Raw genomic sequence first — 17,161 nt, forward strand, 5'->3', positions numbered from 1 at the left:
CTACGCTCGCAAGGATAGGATATGATAGAACATGATACTAATTGTCGACGATGACCTAGCCGTGCGCGTGTCGCTGCAACTGCTGCTGAAGCAGGCTGGCTACCCGGCGCAGGCCGTGGCCGGCCCGGCCGAGGCGCTGGCCGCCGTGCGGGCGGTGGCGCCTCAGCTCATTTTGCTCGACATGAACTTTACGGCTGCCACTACCGGGACCGACGGGCTGGCGCTCCTAGGTCAGCTCAAAGCCCTAGCGCCGCAGGTACCCGTCATTCTGCTCACGGGCTGGGGCAGCATTGCGCTGGCGGTGGCGGGCATGAAGGCTGGCGCGGCCGAATTTATTACCAAGCCCTGGCAAAATGAAACGCTGCTTCAAATCATCGGCACCGTTTTGCAGCTGCACGCGCCCACCGAGGCTGCGCCGTTGCCCAGCCGCCCGGCCCTCGACCGGCAGTTTGCCCTAGGTAGCATAGTGGGTGAAGACCCGCGCCTGCTAGCCGTGCTGCGGCAGGTAGGGCAGGTGGCTGCTACCGATGCCTCGGTGCTGATAGAAGGTGAAAGTGGCACCGGCAAAGAGCTCATTGCCGAGGCTCTGCACCAGAACAGTCCGCGTCGTGCCCAGCCCTTCGTGAAAGTGAACCTAGGCGGCATCTCGTCGTCGCTGTTTGAGAGCGAGCTGTTCGGCCACCGCCGCGGCGCCTTCACCGATGCCCGCGCCGACCGCGTGGGCCGCTTCGAGCTGGCCAATGGCGGCACCATCTTCTTGGACGAAATAGGCGAGCTGGAGCTGGCTAGCCAGGTAAAGCTGCTGCGCGTGCTGCAAGACCGCACCTACGAGGTGCTCGGCGACTCGCGCCCCCGCCGCCTCGACATCCGGGTGGTGGCCGCTACCAATAAGAACCTGGCCGAGCTCGTGGCCCAGGGCCGCTTCCGCGAAGACCTGTTTTACCGGCTCAACCTCATTACGCTGCACCTGCCTGCCCTGCGCGAGCGGGCCGACGATATTCCGCGCTTGGCGCAGTACTTTATCCGGCAGCTGCAAGCCACCTACAGCCGCCCCGGCCTGCGCCTGGGCCCGGCCGCTGCGCACTACTTGCAAACCCAAACGCTGCCCGGCAATATTCGCGAGCTCAAAAACCTGGTTGAGCGTGCCGTGCTCACCAGCCCGCACGACGAGCTCACGCCCGCCGACTTCCAGGCGCGGCACCTAGGGCCCCCCGCAGCCACTGCCGAGGCCGCCCTACCGCCTCCCGGCACCATGACGCTGGAGGCCCTAGAAGAGCAGGCCATTCGCCAAAGCGTGGCGCATTATCGGGGCAATCTCAGTCAGGTAGCGCGGGCGCTGGGCCTAAGCCGCGGGGCGTTGTATAGAAGGCTGGATAAGTTTGGCATTCCGTACAGCGAATAGGCCAGCGCGGCCGTAAAAAGTTGTCATTGCGAGCGCAGCGAAGCAATCGCACCTGTTAAGCACCCCGTTCTGATGCGATTGCTTCGCTGCGCTCGCAATGACAACCGTTTCAGGTATGCGCCTCAAGCTGCTTTTGTTTTTGCTGCCGCTGTATGCGGTGCTCATCACGCTGGCGGCGCAGGCGCGCACCACCAATGTGGCGCTGTTTCTCACCTGCGAGGTGGTGCTGCTCGGCAGCCTAGTGCTGGCCTGGCAGCTTTACCGCAGCTTTATGCAGCCCATTCGGCTCATCGAGGCCGGCACGGCAGCGCTACAAGCCCAGGATTTTAACTTGAAGTTTCAGCCCGTGGGTCAGCCAGGACTCGACCAACTCGTGGCGGTGTACAACCACATGCTCGATGCCCTGCGCCAAGAGCGCGTGAGCCAGCACGAGCAAAGTGTGCTGCTCGAGCGGCTTATTCAGGCCTCGCCGGCTGGTATCCTGATACTGACTTTCGACCAACTCATTGCCAGCGCCAATGCGGCGGCGGCGCGGGCCCTAGGTCAGCCCGCGGCGGTGCTGGCCGGCCAGGCGGTGGCCGGACTGCCCGCCCCGTGGGGCGCGGTGCTGGCCGACCTAACCGCCGGCCAGCCCCAAACCGTGCGTCTGCCTGGCGGCCAAACCTACCGGGCCGCCGCCGCGCACTTTCTCGACCGGGGCTTTCAGCGGCGCTTCGTGGTGCTCGAAGAGCTGACGCAGGAAATTCGGGCCCAGGAAAAGCAAACCTACGAGCAGCTCATTCGGCTGGTGGCGCATGAGGTCAACAACTCCATCGGGGCCGTAAACTCGCTGCTGGGTAGCTTCCGGCACTATACCCCGCAGCTGGCCCTAGCCGACCAAGCCGACTTTGCGCAGGCCCTGGAAGTAAGCATCGCCCGCAATACCCAACTCGCCGACTTTGTGGCCGGCTACGCCCGCCTGGTGCGCCTGCCCCCGCCCGCCCCGCACCCCACCGACCTGCACGCCCTGCTGCGCGACCTAGGCCACTTGCTGGCTCCGCGCAGCGCGGCCCAGGGCGTGGCGTGGCATTGGCAGTTAGCCTCGGCGGGCCCGCTTGTAGTGCAGGCCGATTCGCAGCAGCTCACGCAGGCCCTACTCAACGTAGCCAAAAACGCCCTCGAAGCTATCGGTACTGGCGGCGGCAACGTGTGGGTAACGACCACTACCCAGCCACTTACACTCAGCATCGCCAACGATGGCGCATCGCTCAGCCCCGAGGTCAGTCAGCAGCTGTTCACGCCGTTTTTCAGCACCAAGGCGGGCGGGCAGGGCATTGGCCTCACGCTGGTGCGCGACATTTTAGTAGCGCACGGCATCTCTTTTCGGCTCGAAACGGAAGGCGACGGGCGCACGGTGTTTGAGCTTGTATTTAGTGCTGGCGCGTAGCCAATAGTCTGGATTTAATTCTATTGCTTCTTACCAAAAGGGGACCTAGGTATCCCATTATGGTAGGTGACCTTCGTTGGGAATAGGGGAATAAATAGAAGAAACTGCACGATAAAAATAAAAAGCAGCTTGGCAATGGGTTTGTGAAAAGGCAGGCATACGCTTTATCCTTTTCCTGCATGTACTATTCTCCTTTGCATTGGCTACGGACGCTGCTCCTGTTAGCTTGCCTTTGCCTAAGCTTGCCCGGTGCCGCCCAAATCCAGTATGCCAATAAAGTGGTGCTGGAAGATGGCATCGTATCGAATAATAGCCGGGCGGCTGATGGCAACTTGGCCACTAACGCCATCGTCAAGCCCTCGCTGGTGCTCGGCTACACCCGGCTGCGGGTCAGCTTCCCCATCACGGCCGCTGCCGGCAAAGAAGCGGGCATGTACATCCGGCCCAACATTCTGATTTCGGCGGCCCTCCTGGGCGGCGCCACGCTGAATACGTTTTACCAAGACGGCGCTACTACCACCCCGGTTGATAGCCATGTACTGAGCAGCAACCTGCTAGCCCTGCAAATAGACGCCTCGGGCATCCGGCGTATTTCCTTTACCCCAACCCAGTCGTTCAATCAGATAGAGTTGGTTTTCTTTTCGGTGCTGGCCCTAGGTCAGGATATCGAGATATACGAGGCCTTTAGCACCGTAGCGCCCCTGCCGGTGGTGCTCACCAGCTTTAGAGCCACAGCTACACCGGCGGGCGTGGCGCTGGCGTGGGCCACGGCATCGGAGCGCAATGCCGACCAGTTTGTGATAGAGCGGGCCACGGCCGCTGCCCCCTGCAGCTTCCGGGCCATTGGGCGGGTGCAAGCGGCGGGTACTACGGCGCAGGCCCGCACCTACCAGTATGTAGATGCTGGGGCGGCCCCCGGCACCCAGCACTATTACCGCCTGCGGCAACTCGACCACGATGGCATAGCCACCTTCGGGCCGGTGGCGGCCGTACAGGCTACAGCGTGGGCTACCAAGCTGCTGGCGTACCCAAATCCCACTACTGGCCCACTCACTGTGGCTGGGGCAGCGGGCCCCAGTTTTATGGTGCTAGACTACCTAGGCCGACCCGTGCGGCGCGCTACTACCACCCCCAGCCAGCCGCAGCTGGATGTGAGTGGCTTGCCCGCTGGCCCGTATTTTTTGCAGGACGAGGCAACCGGCCAACGCGTAAAAGTTGTGAAAGCAAACTGAGTGTGTTGGTGGCGAGGTAAGGGCGTACGTCGTTTGCTTTTAGCTCTTCCTTATTTATCACTTGCCGAGCGCAAACACTGCTGGGCGCTTGTGCAGCTTGGGCAACTCGGGCAGCTGCCGCCAGGCAGCCACGGGCAGCGTGCGCAGGTACTCGGTGGGCGCGGTGAGGTCAGCGGCCACGCAGAGGCGAGTGCCGGGCCCTAGGTGGGTCAGCAGGTCGGCCAGCAGCTGGTCGTTGCGGTAGGGCGTTTCGATGCACAGCTGCGACTGGTCGCGCTGGATGCTCTCCTTTTCCAGGCTTTTGATGGCCGCAATGCGCGCGCCTTTTTCGATGGGCAAATATCCATGAAACGCGAACCGCTGCCCATTGAGCCCTGAGCCCATGAGCGCCAGCAAGATGCTCGACGGCCCCACGAGCGGCCGCACCGGCAGCCCTAGCCGGTGCGCCTCCTGCGCCAATGCCGCGCCGGGGTCGGCAATGCCGGGGCAACCGGCCTCCGATAGTACGCCCGCTTCAAGACCCTGCTTCACTAGCGGCTCGAGGGCGGCGCGCACCTGGGCCGGCGTGCTGTCCTTGTCAATCAGCTCGAAGCGAATGTCTTCGATGACGCGGTGCGGGGCTACCTCCTTCACGAAGCGGCGGGCTGTGCGCAGGTTTTCGACCAGAAAGTAGGGCAGCCGTGCCACGGCTGCTACCACCTGCGGCGGCAGTACCTGCGGCGCGGTGCCCTCAGCCAGCGGGGTAGGGAGGAGGTAAAGCATATTGATGAGCAATGAGCAGTGAACAATGAGTAGCGAAAGAAGATGGGCAGGTGATGTACTATGAGCCCGCCCGTCGCTCATTATCAATGGCTCATGGAAGAGAAGTTGCGTACTAGCCCGAAAATTTCGTCGGGCTTTTCGGCGTGTACCCAGTGGCCGGCGTCGGGCACGGTGGCCACCTGTGAGTTGGGAAACAGCGCTGGGATGCTGTGCAGCTTGTCCTCCGCTGTGATGTAGTCTGACTTGCCGCCCCGGATAAAAAGGGTGGGCTTGAGAAACGGCTGGGCCGACGAGATTTCCTGGCCCACGGCTGCCAGGTTTTCGACCAGCGCCGGCAGGTTGATGCGCCAAGCAAAAGAGTTGTCCTCGCGCCGGTACAAGTTCTTAAGCAAAAACTGCCGCACGCCTAGCTGCGGAATTCGCGGCAGTAGCGCTGCCTCAGCCTGCTGCCGGTTCTGAATGGTGCTCAGGTCCACGGCTTGTAAACCCGCAATGATGTCATCCTGGTGCTCCATGTCCGAAAAGCGCGGCGCGATGTCCAGCACTATCAGCTGCGCCAGTCGCTCGGGGTACCCTAGGGCTAGGGTCATGGCCACCTTGCCCCCCATGCTGTGCCCCAGCAGTGTGAGGCGTGCCACATCGAGCCCTAGGTGGTCAAACAGCGCTAGCACGTCCTGCGCCATCAAGGCGTAGCTGTGCTCGGGCGCGTGGAACGAGCGCCCGTGGTTGCGCAAGTCCACGCTAATAACGCGCAGGCCAGCCTCGTCGGCCCAGCGGCGCGCCAGCGTCTGCCAGTTATCGAGGGTGCCAAAGAGGCCGTGCAAAATCACCAGCGGCGGGGCAGCCGGGTCGCCTTGTTCGAGAAAGTGCAGCAGGGGAGTAGCCATGGGGTAGAAGCGGAATAGAAGTGCAAAGATGAGAGCCTACAGCTCGGTGGTGAGAGCGAGACCGCAACTACCCATATAAAGGTCCTCCTACATCGGTGAAAATGTAGGACATACACATCTTAATCATTATGCCTCTAAGCCTCGGGTATTGTGTGTGGTTTCTTGCTCTCTTTAATATGGAATTTTCTTGTAAAATTCTTAAAATAAGTTGCTGCATAAAACTTGATTTTCTTGCGAGTCATAAGCAGAACATATGTTGTATTATTTATGGCGCGATATGCTGAATAAGAAGTGGTAAATATTCTCTAGCTCAGTATTAACACAAAGCCAGTTTAACGCAAATGATACATGCTTAAACAAACATTCGCTAAGAAAAACTTAGATTTTGACACAGTAAAACTGGACGTTTAGATAATATATCCTGAATTTTATTGTCTCTACTGTTCTGTTTTGTTATTTCGAGGCCACAATTGATAAGGCATGTGTAATTATAGCGTCTAAAATGAATTAAAATAAATATTTCCAATGATATTGATTATCTATTAAAATTTATTACTAATATTTGATAGTGCTTTGTGAATACTTACTCAATATTATGTCAACTTGCTGTCGGATAGCGTGTGGTTTGTTGAGCAATAGTTATAAAAATGTCTAAAGCAAATACTCTTCTTTCGGAGCTAGTTCACGAATTAGTTGAGCAAGCGGCTGCCCAATACCCTACACGCGTAGCAGTAGTAGCCACGAACGTAACTCTGACCTACGCGCAGCTACTAGCGCGGGCCGACCAGCTTAGCCAGGCTATTCGGCAACAAGCCCCGGCCGACGCGCTGATTGGCCTCAGCACCACGCGCGGATTCGACATGGTGGTGGGGGCGCTGGCCATTTTGAAGGCGGGCAAAGGATATCTGCCCCTCAACCCCAGCTACCCAGCGCAGCGCCTAGCGCAGCTCGTGGCCAATTCGGGCCTCACTAGCTGCGTCGCGCCCGCCACCGATGCCGCCTCGTTAGCGGCGCTGGGCTTACACGTGCTGCCGCCCGATGCCACAGCTCCGAGCGGCGAGCACGCTGTCCACCCCGGTGCAGCAGCCTACGTGCTGTACACCTCCGGCTCGACCGGCGAGCCTAAGGGCGTATGCATGGGGCACAAAGCGCTGGTGAACTTACTGCAATGGCAAAACGAGCACTCACTGGCGGGCCCTGGCACGCGCACCTTGCAGTTTGCGCCGCTGAGTTTTGACGTGTCGTTTCAGGAGATTTTCGCTACCCTGACCACCGGTGGCACACTAGTATTGCTCGATGAAGAGCAGCGCCTCGACTTCGACGGCCTGCTGGCACTACTCGATGAGCAGGCGGTCAACCGACTGTTTTTGCCTTTCGTGGCGCTGCAGGCGCTGGCCGAGGCCGCCGTAAATGCCCAGCGCTTTCCGGCCAGCCTGCGCGAAATAATGACGGCCGGCGAGCAGCTTAAGATTACGCCGCAGCTCGCGGCCTTTTGCGCCGCCCTGCCCGGCTGCGTGCTCTACAACCAGTATGGGCCCACCGAGTGCCACGTCGTGACGCAGTTGCGCCTGGCGGGCTCGCCCGCTGCCTGGCCCGCGCTGCCCGGCATCGGCCAAGCTATTGCTAACACCGAAGTTTTCTTTCTAGATGCCAACCTGCAGCCCGTGCCCGCCGGCGAAGTGGGCGAGCTGTGCATTGCTGGCGTGTGCCTAGCCGAAGGCTACCTCAACCAGCCTGCGCTAACGCAGGCAAAGTTTGTGGAAGCGGATGGCCAGCGATTCTATCGCACCGGCGACCTAGGGCGCTACCTGCCCGATGGCAACATCGAGTTTCTGGGGCGTCAAGATGACCAGGTCAAAATCCGCGGGCACCGCGTCGAGGTGGGGGAGGTTGAGGTGGCACTGGCCGATTTGCCGGGCGTTCGGCAGGCCGTGGTGGTGGCCCACGTTGGCCCCACCGGCTCGCCCCAGCTAGTAGCCTACCTCGTGCCTGCGCCCGGTGCCGAGCCAGCGGTGTCGGTGGTGCGCCAGGCGCTGGCCGAGCGCCTGCCCGACTACATGCTACCCAGCGCCTTTGTGTGGCTGGCCGAGCTGCCCAAAACCACGAGCGGCAAGGTCGACAAGAAAGCCCTACCGGCTCCCGAGCGCAAGCGCCCTGCCCTAGGTGTACCGTTTCGGCGGCCCGCTGCCGGTGCCGAGCAGCACGTGGCGCAGCTCTGGGCCGAGCTGTTGCAGCTAGATGAAATAGGAGCCGACGACAATTTTTTTGAGCTGGGTGGCAACTCATTGCTGGCCCAAAAAACAGTGGCTACGCTCCAGAAGCGGCACCAGCACACCGTGCCCATCACCAAGCTCTACCAGTTGCCCACAGCGGCTGGCCTAGCCGCTTACCTAGGTGGTGGGAGCCAGCATCGCCCGGCCCCGGCCGACCTTAGCCAAACTCGCGCTAGTCACGCAGGCGACGTGGCGGTGATTGGCTTGGCGGGGCGCTTTCCGGGGGCAGCGTCGGTGGCGGAACTGTGGGATGTGCTGGCGCAGGGGCGCGAAACCATCCAATTTTTCAGTCCCGAAGAACTAGACGCGTCTATTCCGGTCGCCCTCAAAAACGACCCGCTGTACGTAGCGGCCCGCGGCCTGATTGACCACGCGGAGGAGTTCGACGCCCGCTTTTTTAAGCTGCCACCCAAGCTGGCCGAGCTGATGGACCCGCAGCAGCGGGTATTTCTGGAAATAGCCTGGGAGGCGCTAGAAGAAGCCGGCTATCTGCCCCAGACCTACGCTGGGCGCGTGGGCGTGTTTGCGGGCAGCGGCAATAATACCTACTACCTGCGCCACGTACTGCGCCACCCCGAGCAGGTGGCGCAGCTAGGCGAGTTTCAGGTAATGACGGTGAATGAGAAGGACTACCTGGCCTCGCGGATCGCCTACCAGCTAGGCCTCACGGGGCCAGCCGTGAGTGTGTACTCGGCCTGCTCCACGTCGCTACTGGCCATTACGCAAGCCGTGCAGAGCCTGCGCAGCGGCCAGTGTGAGGTGGCGCTGGCGGGCGGCGTCAGCATCACGGCGCCGCAGCGTAGCGGCCACCTTTACCAAGAAGGCGCCATGCTGAGCGGTAATGGCCACTGCCGCCCGTTTGATGCGCAGGCGCAGGGTACGGTATTCAGCGACGGAGCCGGGGTAGTGCTGCTCAAGCCCCTGGCCGCCGCCCAGCGTGATGGCGATACCATTCACGCCGTTATTAAAGGGGTAGGGGTGAATAACGACGGCGCTGGCAAGGGCAGCTTCACTGCCCCCAGTGCTGAGGGCCAGGCCGGCGCCATTCGCCAAGCCTTGGCCGATGGCGCCATCGACCCTGCCACCATCAGCTACGTGGAGGCCCATGGCACCGCCACGCCGCTTGGCGACCCTATTGAAATCGAGGGCCTGGCGATGGCCTTTGGCGAGCAGGCGGCCCGGCAGTTTTGCGCCCTGGGCTCTATCAAGAGCAACCTAGGGCACCTCACGGCGGCGGCTGGGGTAGCAGGCTTTATCAAGACCGTGCTGGCCATGCGCCACCAACAGCTGCCGGCCTCGCTGGGCTTTGCGGCGCCCAACCCACACATCGACTTTGCCAGTAGTTCCTTCTTTGTCAACGCCGCGCTTTCGCCCTGGCAGCCCGCGGGCGCCCGCCGCGCCGGGGTAAGCTCCTTCGGCGTGGGCGGTACCAATGTGCATGTGGTACTGGAAGAATACGTGGCGCCCAAGCCCAATACGGCTGGGCTGCCGAGCGCCGAGCGCCCGGCCCAGCTCCTCACGTGGTCAGCCAAGTCAGAAGCCAGCCGCACGGCCTACGCCCAGCAGCTTGCGCAGTACCTAGGTGCTAATTCGGCTACTTCCTTAGTCGATGCGGCTTTTACGCTGCACACCACGCGGCCGGCGTTTGCACACCGCGGTTTTGTAGTGGCAGGCACGGCGGCCGAGGCAGTAGCTGCGCTTCAGCGCCCGTCAAGCACCCTAGGCGGCACCAAGACTGTAGCCACGGTGCCCGGCGAAACGGTGTTTCTATTCCCCGGCCAAGGCTCGCAATACCTAAACATGGGGCGCGGCCTTTATGAGCACGAGCCCACCTATCGCCAGGCGGTAGACGAGTGCGCCACGCTGCTGCGCGACCAGCTGGCAGTTGATATCCGCGAAGTGCTGTACCCTACGCCGGACAGCGTTAGCGCCGAAGAACGCCTAAAAAATACGCGATACACCCAGCCAGCGCTTTTCGTGACGGAGTACGCCCTGGCGCAGCTGTGGCAGAGCTGGGGCATTCAGCCCAGTATTTTGTGCGGCCACAGCGTGGGCGAGTTTGTGGCGGCCCACCTAGCGGGTGTGTTCACGCTGGCCGATGCCCTGCGGCTGGTGGCCACCCGCGCCCAGCTGGTGAGCGAACTGCCGCGCGGCAGTATGCTAGCGGTGCAATTGCCCGCCGCCGAGGTGCTGACTCAATTGCCCGCCGCCCTCTCGCTAGCGGCCACCAATGGCGCTCGGCGCTGCGTGGTAGCCGGCCCCGCCGAAGACGTGGCCACTTTCGTGCAGTGGCTCGACGCGCAAGCCATTCCAAGCCGGGTGCTGGCTACTAGCCACGCCTTTCACTCCGCCATGATGGAGCCTGTGCTGCCTGCCTTCCGGGCGGCGGTAGCCACTGTGGCGCTGCACCGCCCCCAACGGCCGGTGGTATCTACCGTCAGTGGCACTTGGCTTACGGATGCTCAAGCAACCGACCCCGAATATTGGACGCAGCACTTGCGGCGCACGGTACGCTTTGCCGAAGCCCTTGATACCCTAGGTAGCCTCCCCAGCCCGCTGCTGCTCGAAGTAGGGCCCAGCGGCGTGCTAGCCGCGCTGGCCCGGCCGCACCTAGGGCGCCGCGCCGCGGCCGTGCTACCAGGCTTGCCCCCGGCTACCACTCACACTGATAGCCACGCCATGCTGGCAGCATTGGGAGAGTTGTGGATGAATGGGTTGCCTATAGAGTTTTCTCGCTTATATGCTCGGCAAGCGCGCCGCAAAATCAGCTTGCCTACCTACGTTTTTGACCGCCAGCGGTGCTGGGTCGACCCTCCTGCTGCCGCCACCGCCTCGGCGGCGCCCGCGGCATATGAGCTGCCTCGCCCTCTACTACCTGCTACTATCCCGCTACTTCCTTCTGCCATTAGTATGAGAAAGACGACGCTACTTACCAAGGTGCGAACCTTGCTGGAAGAAACCTCCGGCATTGAGCTAGCCACCGCCCCGCCTACCGCCAGCTTCCTAGAAGTTGGGTTCGATTCGCTGCTACTGACGCAGCTGGCCATTACATTGAAGAAAGAGTTTGGCTTGCCTATCACCTTCCGGCAGCTGAATGAAGAATATGCCACCCTAGGCCAGCTAGTCGACTACCTCGACCAGCAGTTGCCAGCCGAGGCACCAGCCACTCCGGTGGCGCCTACGCCTGCACCAGTTGCCCCTGCACTGGCGGTGCCCATACCCGCCGCAGTGCCAGTGGGGGCCTTTATGGCAGGGCCAGCGCTACCCGCGCCGATTGCCAGCGACACGCTGGGGCTATTGGCTCAGCAGCTACAGCTTATTGCCCAGCAAGTAGCCTTGGTGCAAGCTAGTACGGCTGGCGCGGTGCCCCTGCCGGTGCCGGCGGCAGCACCTAGCCTGGCGCTGCCTACCCCAGCCCTAGCTGCCCCGGTGCAGGCTTCCGCGCCCGCAGCACCGGCCCCCTCTTCGGCGGCTGAACTCTCGGCAGAAGAAGTTGCCGAGCTGAAAAAGCCTTTCGGAGCTACTGCTCGCATCGAGCGCCAGGCCACCGAGCTGGGGCCGGTGCAGCAGGCGTTTTTACAGGAATTGACGCGCCGCTACACTAAAAAAACTGCTGCTAGCAAGGCCTACACGCAGCAGCACCGCGCCCATATGGCCGACCCGCGCGTGGTGTCGGGCTTCCGGCCGCTGACCAAGGAGCTAGTTTATCCGCTGGTAGTCAACCGCTCGCAGGGTAGCCACCTCTGGGACCTCGACGGCAATGAGTACATTGATGCTCTCAATGGGTTTGGGTCGTCGCTGCTAGGCTACCAACCCGCTTTTCTGAAAGAAACGCTGCACGCCCAAATTGAGCAGGGCTACGAGATAGGGCCCCAGCACGTGCTGGCTGGCGAGGTGAGCGAATTGCTGTGCGAGTTCACGGGCTTCGACCGGGTTGGCTTGTGCAATACTGGCTCGGAGGCCGTCCTAGGTGCCTTGCGCGTGGCCCGCACCGTCACGGGGCGCTCATTGGTGGTGGCCTTCACGGGGTCGTACCACGGCATTGTTGATGAGGTGCTGGTGCGCGGTACCAAACAGCTCAAGTCCTTCCCGGCGGCGCCCGGCATTATGCCCGAAGCGGTGCAAAATATGCTCATTCTGGACTACGGTACTGAGGAGAGCCTGCGCATCATCCGGGAGCGGGCGCACGAACTGGCGGCGGTGCTGGTCGAGCCCGTGCAAAGCCGGCGGCCCGAATTCCGGCCGGTGGCATTCCTGAAGCAGGTGCGCGAGGTAACAGCGGCTGCGGGTACGGCTCTAATTTTTGATGAGGTTATTACGGGCTTCCGGATGCACCCGGGCGGGGCGCAGGCGCTATTTGGTATCCGGGCCGACCTAGCCACTTACGGCAAGGTGGTGGGCGGCGGGCTCTCTATCGGCGTGATTGCGGGGCACGAAGAATGGATGGATGCCCTCGACGGCGGCCACTGGCAGTACGGCGACGCCTCGTTTCCGGAGGTGGGCGTGACCTACTTCGCTGGCACGTTTGTGCGGCACCCATTGGCGCTGGCGGCCGCCAAGGCCTCCCTCCAATACCTTAAAGAGCAAGGCCCTAGGTTGCAGCAAGAGTTGACAGCCAGCACCGAGCGGCTAGCCCATGCGCTCAATACCGAGCTCGAGCGCCAGCAGTTGCCCTTCTACGTGGCGCATTTTGGGTCGCTCTGGAAAATTAAGTTCTACGATGAGCTGCCGTATAACGAGCTGCTGTTTACGCTCATGCGCGAGAAAGGTATCCACATTTGGGATGGCTTTCCGTGCTTTCTCACCACAGCCCACACCGCGGCGGAAGTTGACCAGATAGTAGCGGCCTGCCTGGCTAGCGCCCGCGAGTTAGTGGTCGCTGGCTTCCTCAAGTCGAGCCGGCCTGCTACTGCCCGCCCGGCGGCGCCCGCCCTAGGTACCACCGAGCAGCTCAACCAGCCCCCGGCGCCCGGTGCTCGCCTGGGCCGCGACCGGGCCGGCAACCCCGCTTGGTTTGTGGCCGACCCCAGCCGCCCCGACAGCTATCGTCAACTTAGCGTGAACTAACGGCCATGAGCAAAATCTTTACTGATGACCCGCTCATAGCGCGCCTGCCAGCGCGCCTAGCCACGGTGGCTGAAGTGGAATTTGACCCCTTCGCCGGGCCCGAACTGCTGCGACTGGTGCCCACTACCGAATCGCAGGCCGAGATTTGGGCGGCGTGCCTGCTCGGCGGCGACGATGCCAGCCGCGCCTATAACGAGTCGGTGACCCTGCGCCTAGTAGGGCCGCTCGACCGCACCGCACTTGAGCGGGCGCTACGGGCACTAGGGCAGCGCCACGAGGCCCTGCGCTCGGCCTTCAGCGCTGATGGCAAATACAGCTGTGTATTTCGGGAACTGCCGCTGGAGGTTGCCTATCAGGCTATCACTGACCTAGGCGCCACTGAGCAGCAAGCGGCAGTGGCCGCTTGTGTGGCCCGCGATGCCCAGTACGTGTTTGACCTGCTACATGGCCCGCTGCTGAAAGCCAGTCTATTTAGCGTAGCGTCTAAGGAGCACCAACTGGTGTTGACAGTCCACCACATTGTATGTGATGGGTGGTCGCTGGGCATCTTGCTACAAGAGCTAGGTGCGCTGTACTCGGCTTATTACCAAGGCGTAGCGCCTACACTGCCGGCCGCCACGCCGTTTGGCCAATATGCCGACCAGCAGCTGCTTTTTAGTCGCAGCGCTGATTATCAAGTGGTCGAGCAATTTTGGCTGGCGCAATACCAAGGCCCGGTGCCGGTAGTGGCCCTGCCTACCGACTTTGCCCGGCCAGCCGTGCGCACCTACCATAGCGCCCGCGCCGATTATTCATTGGCTCCCAGCCTAGTAGCAGACCTCAAAAAAGTAGGCCTGCGGGCCGGCAGTAGCTTTGTGACGACGCTGCTGGCGGCCTTTGAGGTACTGCTGGCCCAGCTCACTGGCCAAAACGAAGTAGTAGTGGGGTTGCCAGCGGCCGGACAGTCGGCCAGCGGGCTACCGCAACTGGTGGGGCACTGTGTAAATCTGCTGCCCTTGCGTAGCCGGCCCTACGGCGATGGTGACTTTGTTTCTTATCTGCGGCAGCGCAAAACAGCGCTCTTCGACGCCTACGAGCACCAGCAACTCACCTTTGGCAGCCTGCTCAAGAAGCTGCGCCTAACCCGCGATGTCTCTCGCGTGCCATTGGTGCCAGTGGTGTTCAACATCGACCTAGGGCTGACCAACGAGGTGGCGTTTGAGGGCTTGCGCTACGAGCTGATTAACAACCCCAGAGCCTACGAAAGCTTCGAGCTGTTTTTGAATGCCAGCGGTACCGAGCAAGACTTGGTGCTGGAGTGGTCTTACAACACCGACCTATTCAAAGCCGAAACCATAGGCTTCTGGATGGCCAGTTTTGAGGCATTGCTGCGCCGCATTAGTACCGAGCCCACTACTAGCCTCAAGGCGCTGGTACAGGGCGAGGCTGCCCCGCTGGATGCGGCCTACCAAGCGCTCAATGCCACTGCGCAGCCGTATCCGGCACACAAACTGCTGCATCAGCTCATTGCCGAGCAGGCCCGGGCCACGCCCGAGCGGCCGGCGCTGCGGTTTCGCCAAGAACAGCTGTCATACCACGACCTAGACCGCCGCGCCAATCAACTGGCTAACTACCTCTGGCACCAGGGTGTGCAGCACGGCGACGTGGTGGGCATTGCGGTAGAGCGCTCGCCTGCGCTAGTTATTGCCCTGCTGGCGCTCATGAAGTGCGGGGCGGCCTACGTGCCCCTCGACCCCGCCTACCCAGCCGAGCGGCTCGAATTTATGCTCGCCGACGCAGGTGCGCGGCTGCTGCTGGCTTCTACCTCGGCTGCTCTGGCCACCACAGCCCGCGTGCTGGCCATCGACGAGGCCCTAGAGCTGTCGCGCAGCTACTCTGACCAGGAGCCCACCGCGCTGCCCGACAGCCAGCAGGTGCTGTATGTGCTCTATACCTCGGGCTCGACTGGCAAGCCTAAGGGGGTGGAAATCACACACCGCAATGCCGTAAACTTTCTGTGCAGCATGCAGCAAGCGCCGGGCATCACGGCCGAGGATAAGCTGCTGGCTATTACCACCATTTCCTTCGATATTGCGGGCCTGGAGCTGTACCTACCTCTAGTAAGCGGAGCCACCGTAGTGCTGGCCGACGCCTACGCAGCCAAGGAAGGACAGGAGTTGCTGCGACTGGTAGAAAGTGAGAAAATCACTATCATGCAAGCCACGCCCTCTAGCTGGCGCATGATGCTCGATGCGGGCTGGCAGCAGCCCCTGCCGCTGAAGGTGCTGTGCGGGGGCGAGGCCCTGCCACTAGAGCTGGCCAGCCGGCTGCTGGCTCGCAGCCAGGCCGTATGGAACCTGTACGGGCCCACCGAAACCACTATCTGGTCATCGGTTAAGCAGATGAGCCGCGCCGATACGGAAGTCACTATCGGCCACCCGATTGCCAATACCCAATTTTATATTCTGGATGAGCACGGCCGGCCGGTGGCCCCTGGTGCGCCGGGCGAGCTATGCATTGCCGGCGACGGCGTTGGCCGCGGCTATCTAAACCGCCCTGCCCTCACAGCCGAGAAGTTTGTGGCTAACCCCTTTGCTAGCCAGTCGGGGGCACTGCTTTACCGCACCGGCGACCTAGGCCGGCTGCTGCCTTCGGGCGAAGTACAATGCCTAGGGCGCCTCGACCAGCAAATGAAAATCCGGGGCTACCGCATCGAGCCCGCCGAAATTGAGCACGCCCTCGAAGCCTTTGAGGAGGTGCGCCAGGCTGTCATTAGCACCTACGAGCGCCACCCCGGCGACGAGCGCTTGGTAGCCTACCTCGTACTGGCCAGCCCGGCGGCCACGCCGCTCGACAAGGCCCGCACTGGTCGCTGGCAGCAGGCATTGCTAAGCCAACTGCCCGCCTACATGGTGCCTAGTGACTTTGTAACGCTTCCCGCGCTTCCCCTGACACTCAATGGCAAGCTCGACCGCAAAGCCCTGCCTGCGCCCAGCGGGGTAGAAATGGGCAGCACACTTGCCCCGAGCCAGCCCCACACCGACCTCGAAAAGCTGGTGGCCGCCACCTGGCGGGAGTGCCTAGGCGTGGCGCAGGTTGAGCTGAGCGATGACTTCTTTCAGCTAGGAGGCCACTCCCTCATTGCGGTGCAGGTGATGAGCCGCCTGGCCGAGGCCACTGGCCAGCGCCTGCCCTTGGCCACACTGTTTGAGCACCCTACGGTGGCAAAGCTGGCGGCTGTGCTGCAGCAGGATAGCCCATCGGCCGCATGGCACTCGCTAGTGCCCATCAAGCCCCAAGGTACCAGAACGCCCCTATACATCGTGCATGGGGCAGGATTCAACGTGCTTATCTTCAACGCGCTGTCGAAGCAGATGGCGCCCGACCAGCCCGTATACGGCTTGCAGGCTAAGGGACTCGACGGCACGGAGGAGCCCGCCGCTAGCGTGGAGGAGATGGCGGCACACTATGTGGCAGCCATTACGGCAGCTAACCCCAACGGGCCATATGCACTGGCGGGCTACTCGTTTGGGGGCATTATTGCTTTCGAAATGGCTCGCCAACTTACAGCGGCGGGCCGGCAGGTAGTCTTCCTGGGTATGTTTGACACCTATGCCGAGCGCACAACCCATTATGACCCGTGGTTGCGCAAAAAGTGGAAGCAAGGCATGAAGCGGGCTTATAACCTTTTCTATAATTTGGTGGCGCTGAAGAACAGTCCTCACGAGGCTATTAGGTTGAAGGTACAGTCGCTGCGGCGAGCCACAATAGAGCGGTTGCGGTACAGCCCAGCTGAGCAGTACGAGCGCATCAATGGGCACTCCTACCAGTTGGGCCTCGTGCACGCGCTGGCGCAGCATCAGTATCAGCTGCAGCCGCAAGCCGTTGTGGTGCACGTATTTCGCAGTAAGGAGCGCCTTTACTACATGGAAGACAGTACGTACCTGGGGTGGAAGGAATTTGCTACGGCTGGGGTGAAAACGTATGACCTGCCCGGCAATCATTTCCACATGTTTGCCCCGCCCCACGACATCGAATGCGCCCGGGTTCTGCAAGCCGCCCTCGACCAATGTACCTAGGTGGCAATTGCGCAAGTGTTGCCTGGCCTGGCAAAGCACACGCGCTCCTGACAT

At 61.8% G+C, this 17,161-nt stretch carries 7 protein-coding genes; 5 read left to right on the forward strand and 2 right to left on the reverse strand.

Features of this window, described 5'->3' with window-relative positions; all coding sequences use genetic code 11:
* Positions 1 to 31: 31 nt before the first annotated feature.
* From JAO77_RS09945 to JAO77_RS09955, 3 genes are all read left to right on the forward strand, one after another.
* Positions 32 to 1,402: a sigma-54-dependent transcriptional regulator gene (locus JAO77_RS09945; RefSeq protein WP_198990198.1), complete on the forward strand. Its 1,371-nt coding sequence runs from the start codon at positions 32 to 34 to the stop codon at positions 1,400 to 1,402.
* A 97-nt stretch (positions 1,403 to 1,499) separates the two neighbouring features.
* The gene (locus JAO77_RS09950) at positions 1,500 to 2,828 is read left to right on the forward strand and encodes a sensor histidine kinase (protein WP_235998340.1); all 1,329 of its coding nucleotides are present in this window, start codon (positions 1,500 to 1,502) and stop codon (positions 2,826 to 2,828) included.
* 242 nt (positions 2,829 to 3,070) lie between these two features.
* Positions 3,071 to 4,060 carry a T9SS type A sorting domain-containing protein gene (locus JAO77_RS09955; RefSeq protein WP_198990199.1) on the forward strand — a complete coding sequence of 330 codons (990 nt, stop codon included), beginning with the start codon at positions 3,071 to 3,073 and terminating at the stop codon, positions 4,058 to 4,060.
* A gap of 57 nt (positions 4,061 to 4,117) precedes the next feature.
* Here JAO77_RS09955 and JAO77_RS09960 read toward each other — a convergent pair whose 3' ends face one another.
* Both JAO77_RS09960 and JAO77_RS09965 read right to left on the reverse strand, forming a co-directional pair.
* Positions 4,118 to 4,822: an SAM-dependent methyltransferase gene (locus JAO77_RS09960; RefSeq protein ID WP_213019362.1), complete on the reverse strand. Its 705-nt coding sequence runs from the start codon at positions 4,820 to 4,822 to the stop codon at positions 4,118 to 4,120.
* Positions 4,823 to 4,905: 83 nt separating this feature from the next.
* The gene (locus tag JAO77_RS09965) at positions 4,906 to 5,709 is read right to left on the reverse strand and encodes an alpha/beta fold hydrolase (protein ID WP_198990200.1); all 804 of its coding nucleotides are present in this window, start codon (positions 5,707 to 5,709) and stop codon (positions 4,906 to 4,908) included.
* Between the two features lie 647 nt (positions 5,710 to 6,356).
* On the opposite strand from JAO77_RS09965, the gene JAO77_RS09970 reads away from it, so the two are divergent.
* Together JAO77_RS09970 and JAO77_RS09975 are read left to right on the forward strand one after the other, a co-directional pair.
* Positions 6,357 to 13,049 (forward strand): polyketide synthase, encoded by a 6,693-nt coding sequence (locus JAO77_RS09970; RefSeq protein ID WP_198990201.1) that lies wholly within the window; start codon positions 6,357 to 6,359, stop codon positions 13,047 to 13,049.
* A 5-nt stretch (positions 13,050 to 13,054) separates the two neighbouring features.
* A complete protein-coding gene (locus tag JAO77_RS09975) occupies positions 13,055 to 17,107 on the forward strand; it encodes a non-ribosomal peptide synthetase (RefSeq protein ID WP_198990202.1) in 4,053 nt (1,350 codons plus the stop codon).
* Positions 17,108 to 17,161 lie beyond the last annotated feature (54 nt).

Source organism: Hymenobacter sp. BT559 (genome assembly GCF_016427535.1).
Taxonomy (GTDB): Bacteria; Bacteroidota; Bacteroidia; order Cytophagales; family Hymenobacteraceae; genus Hymenobacter.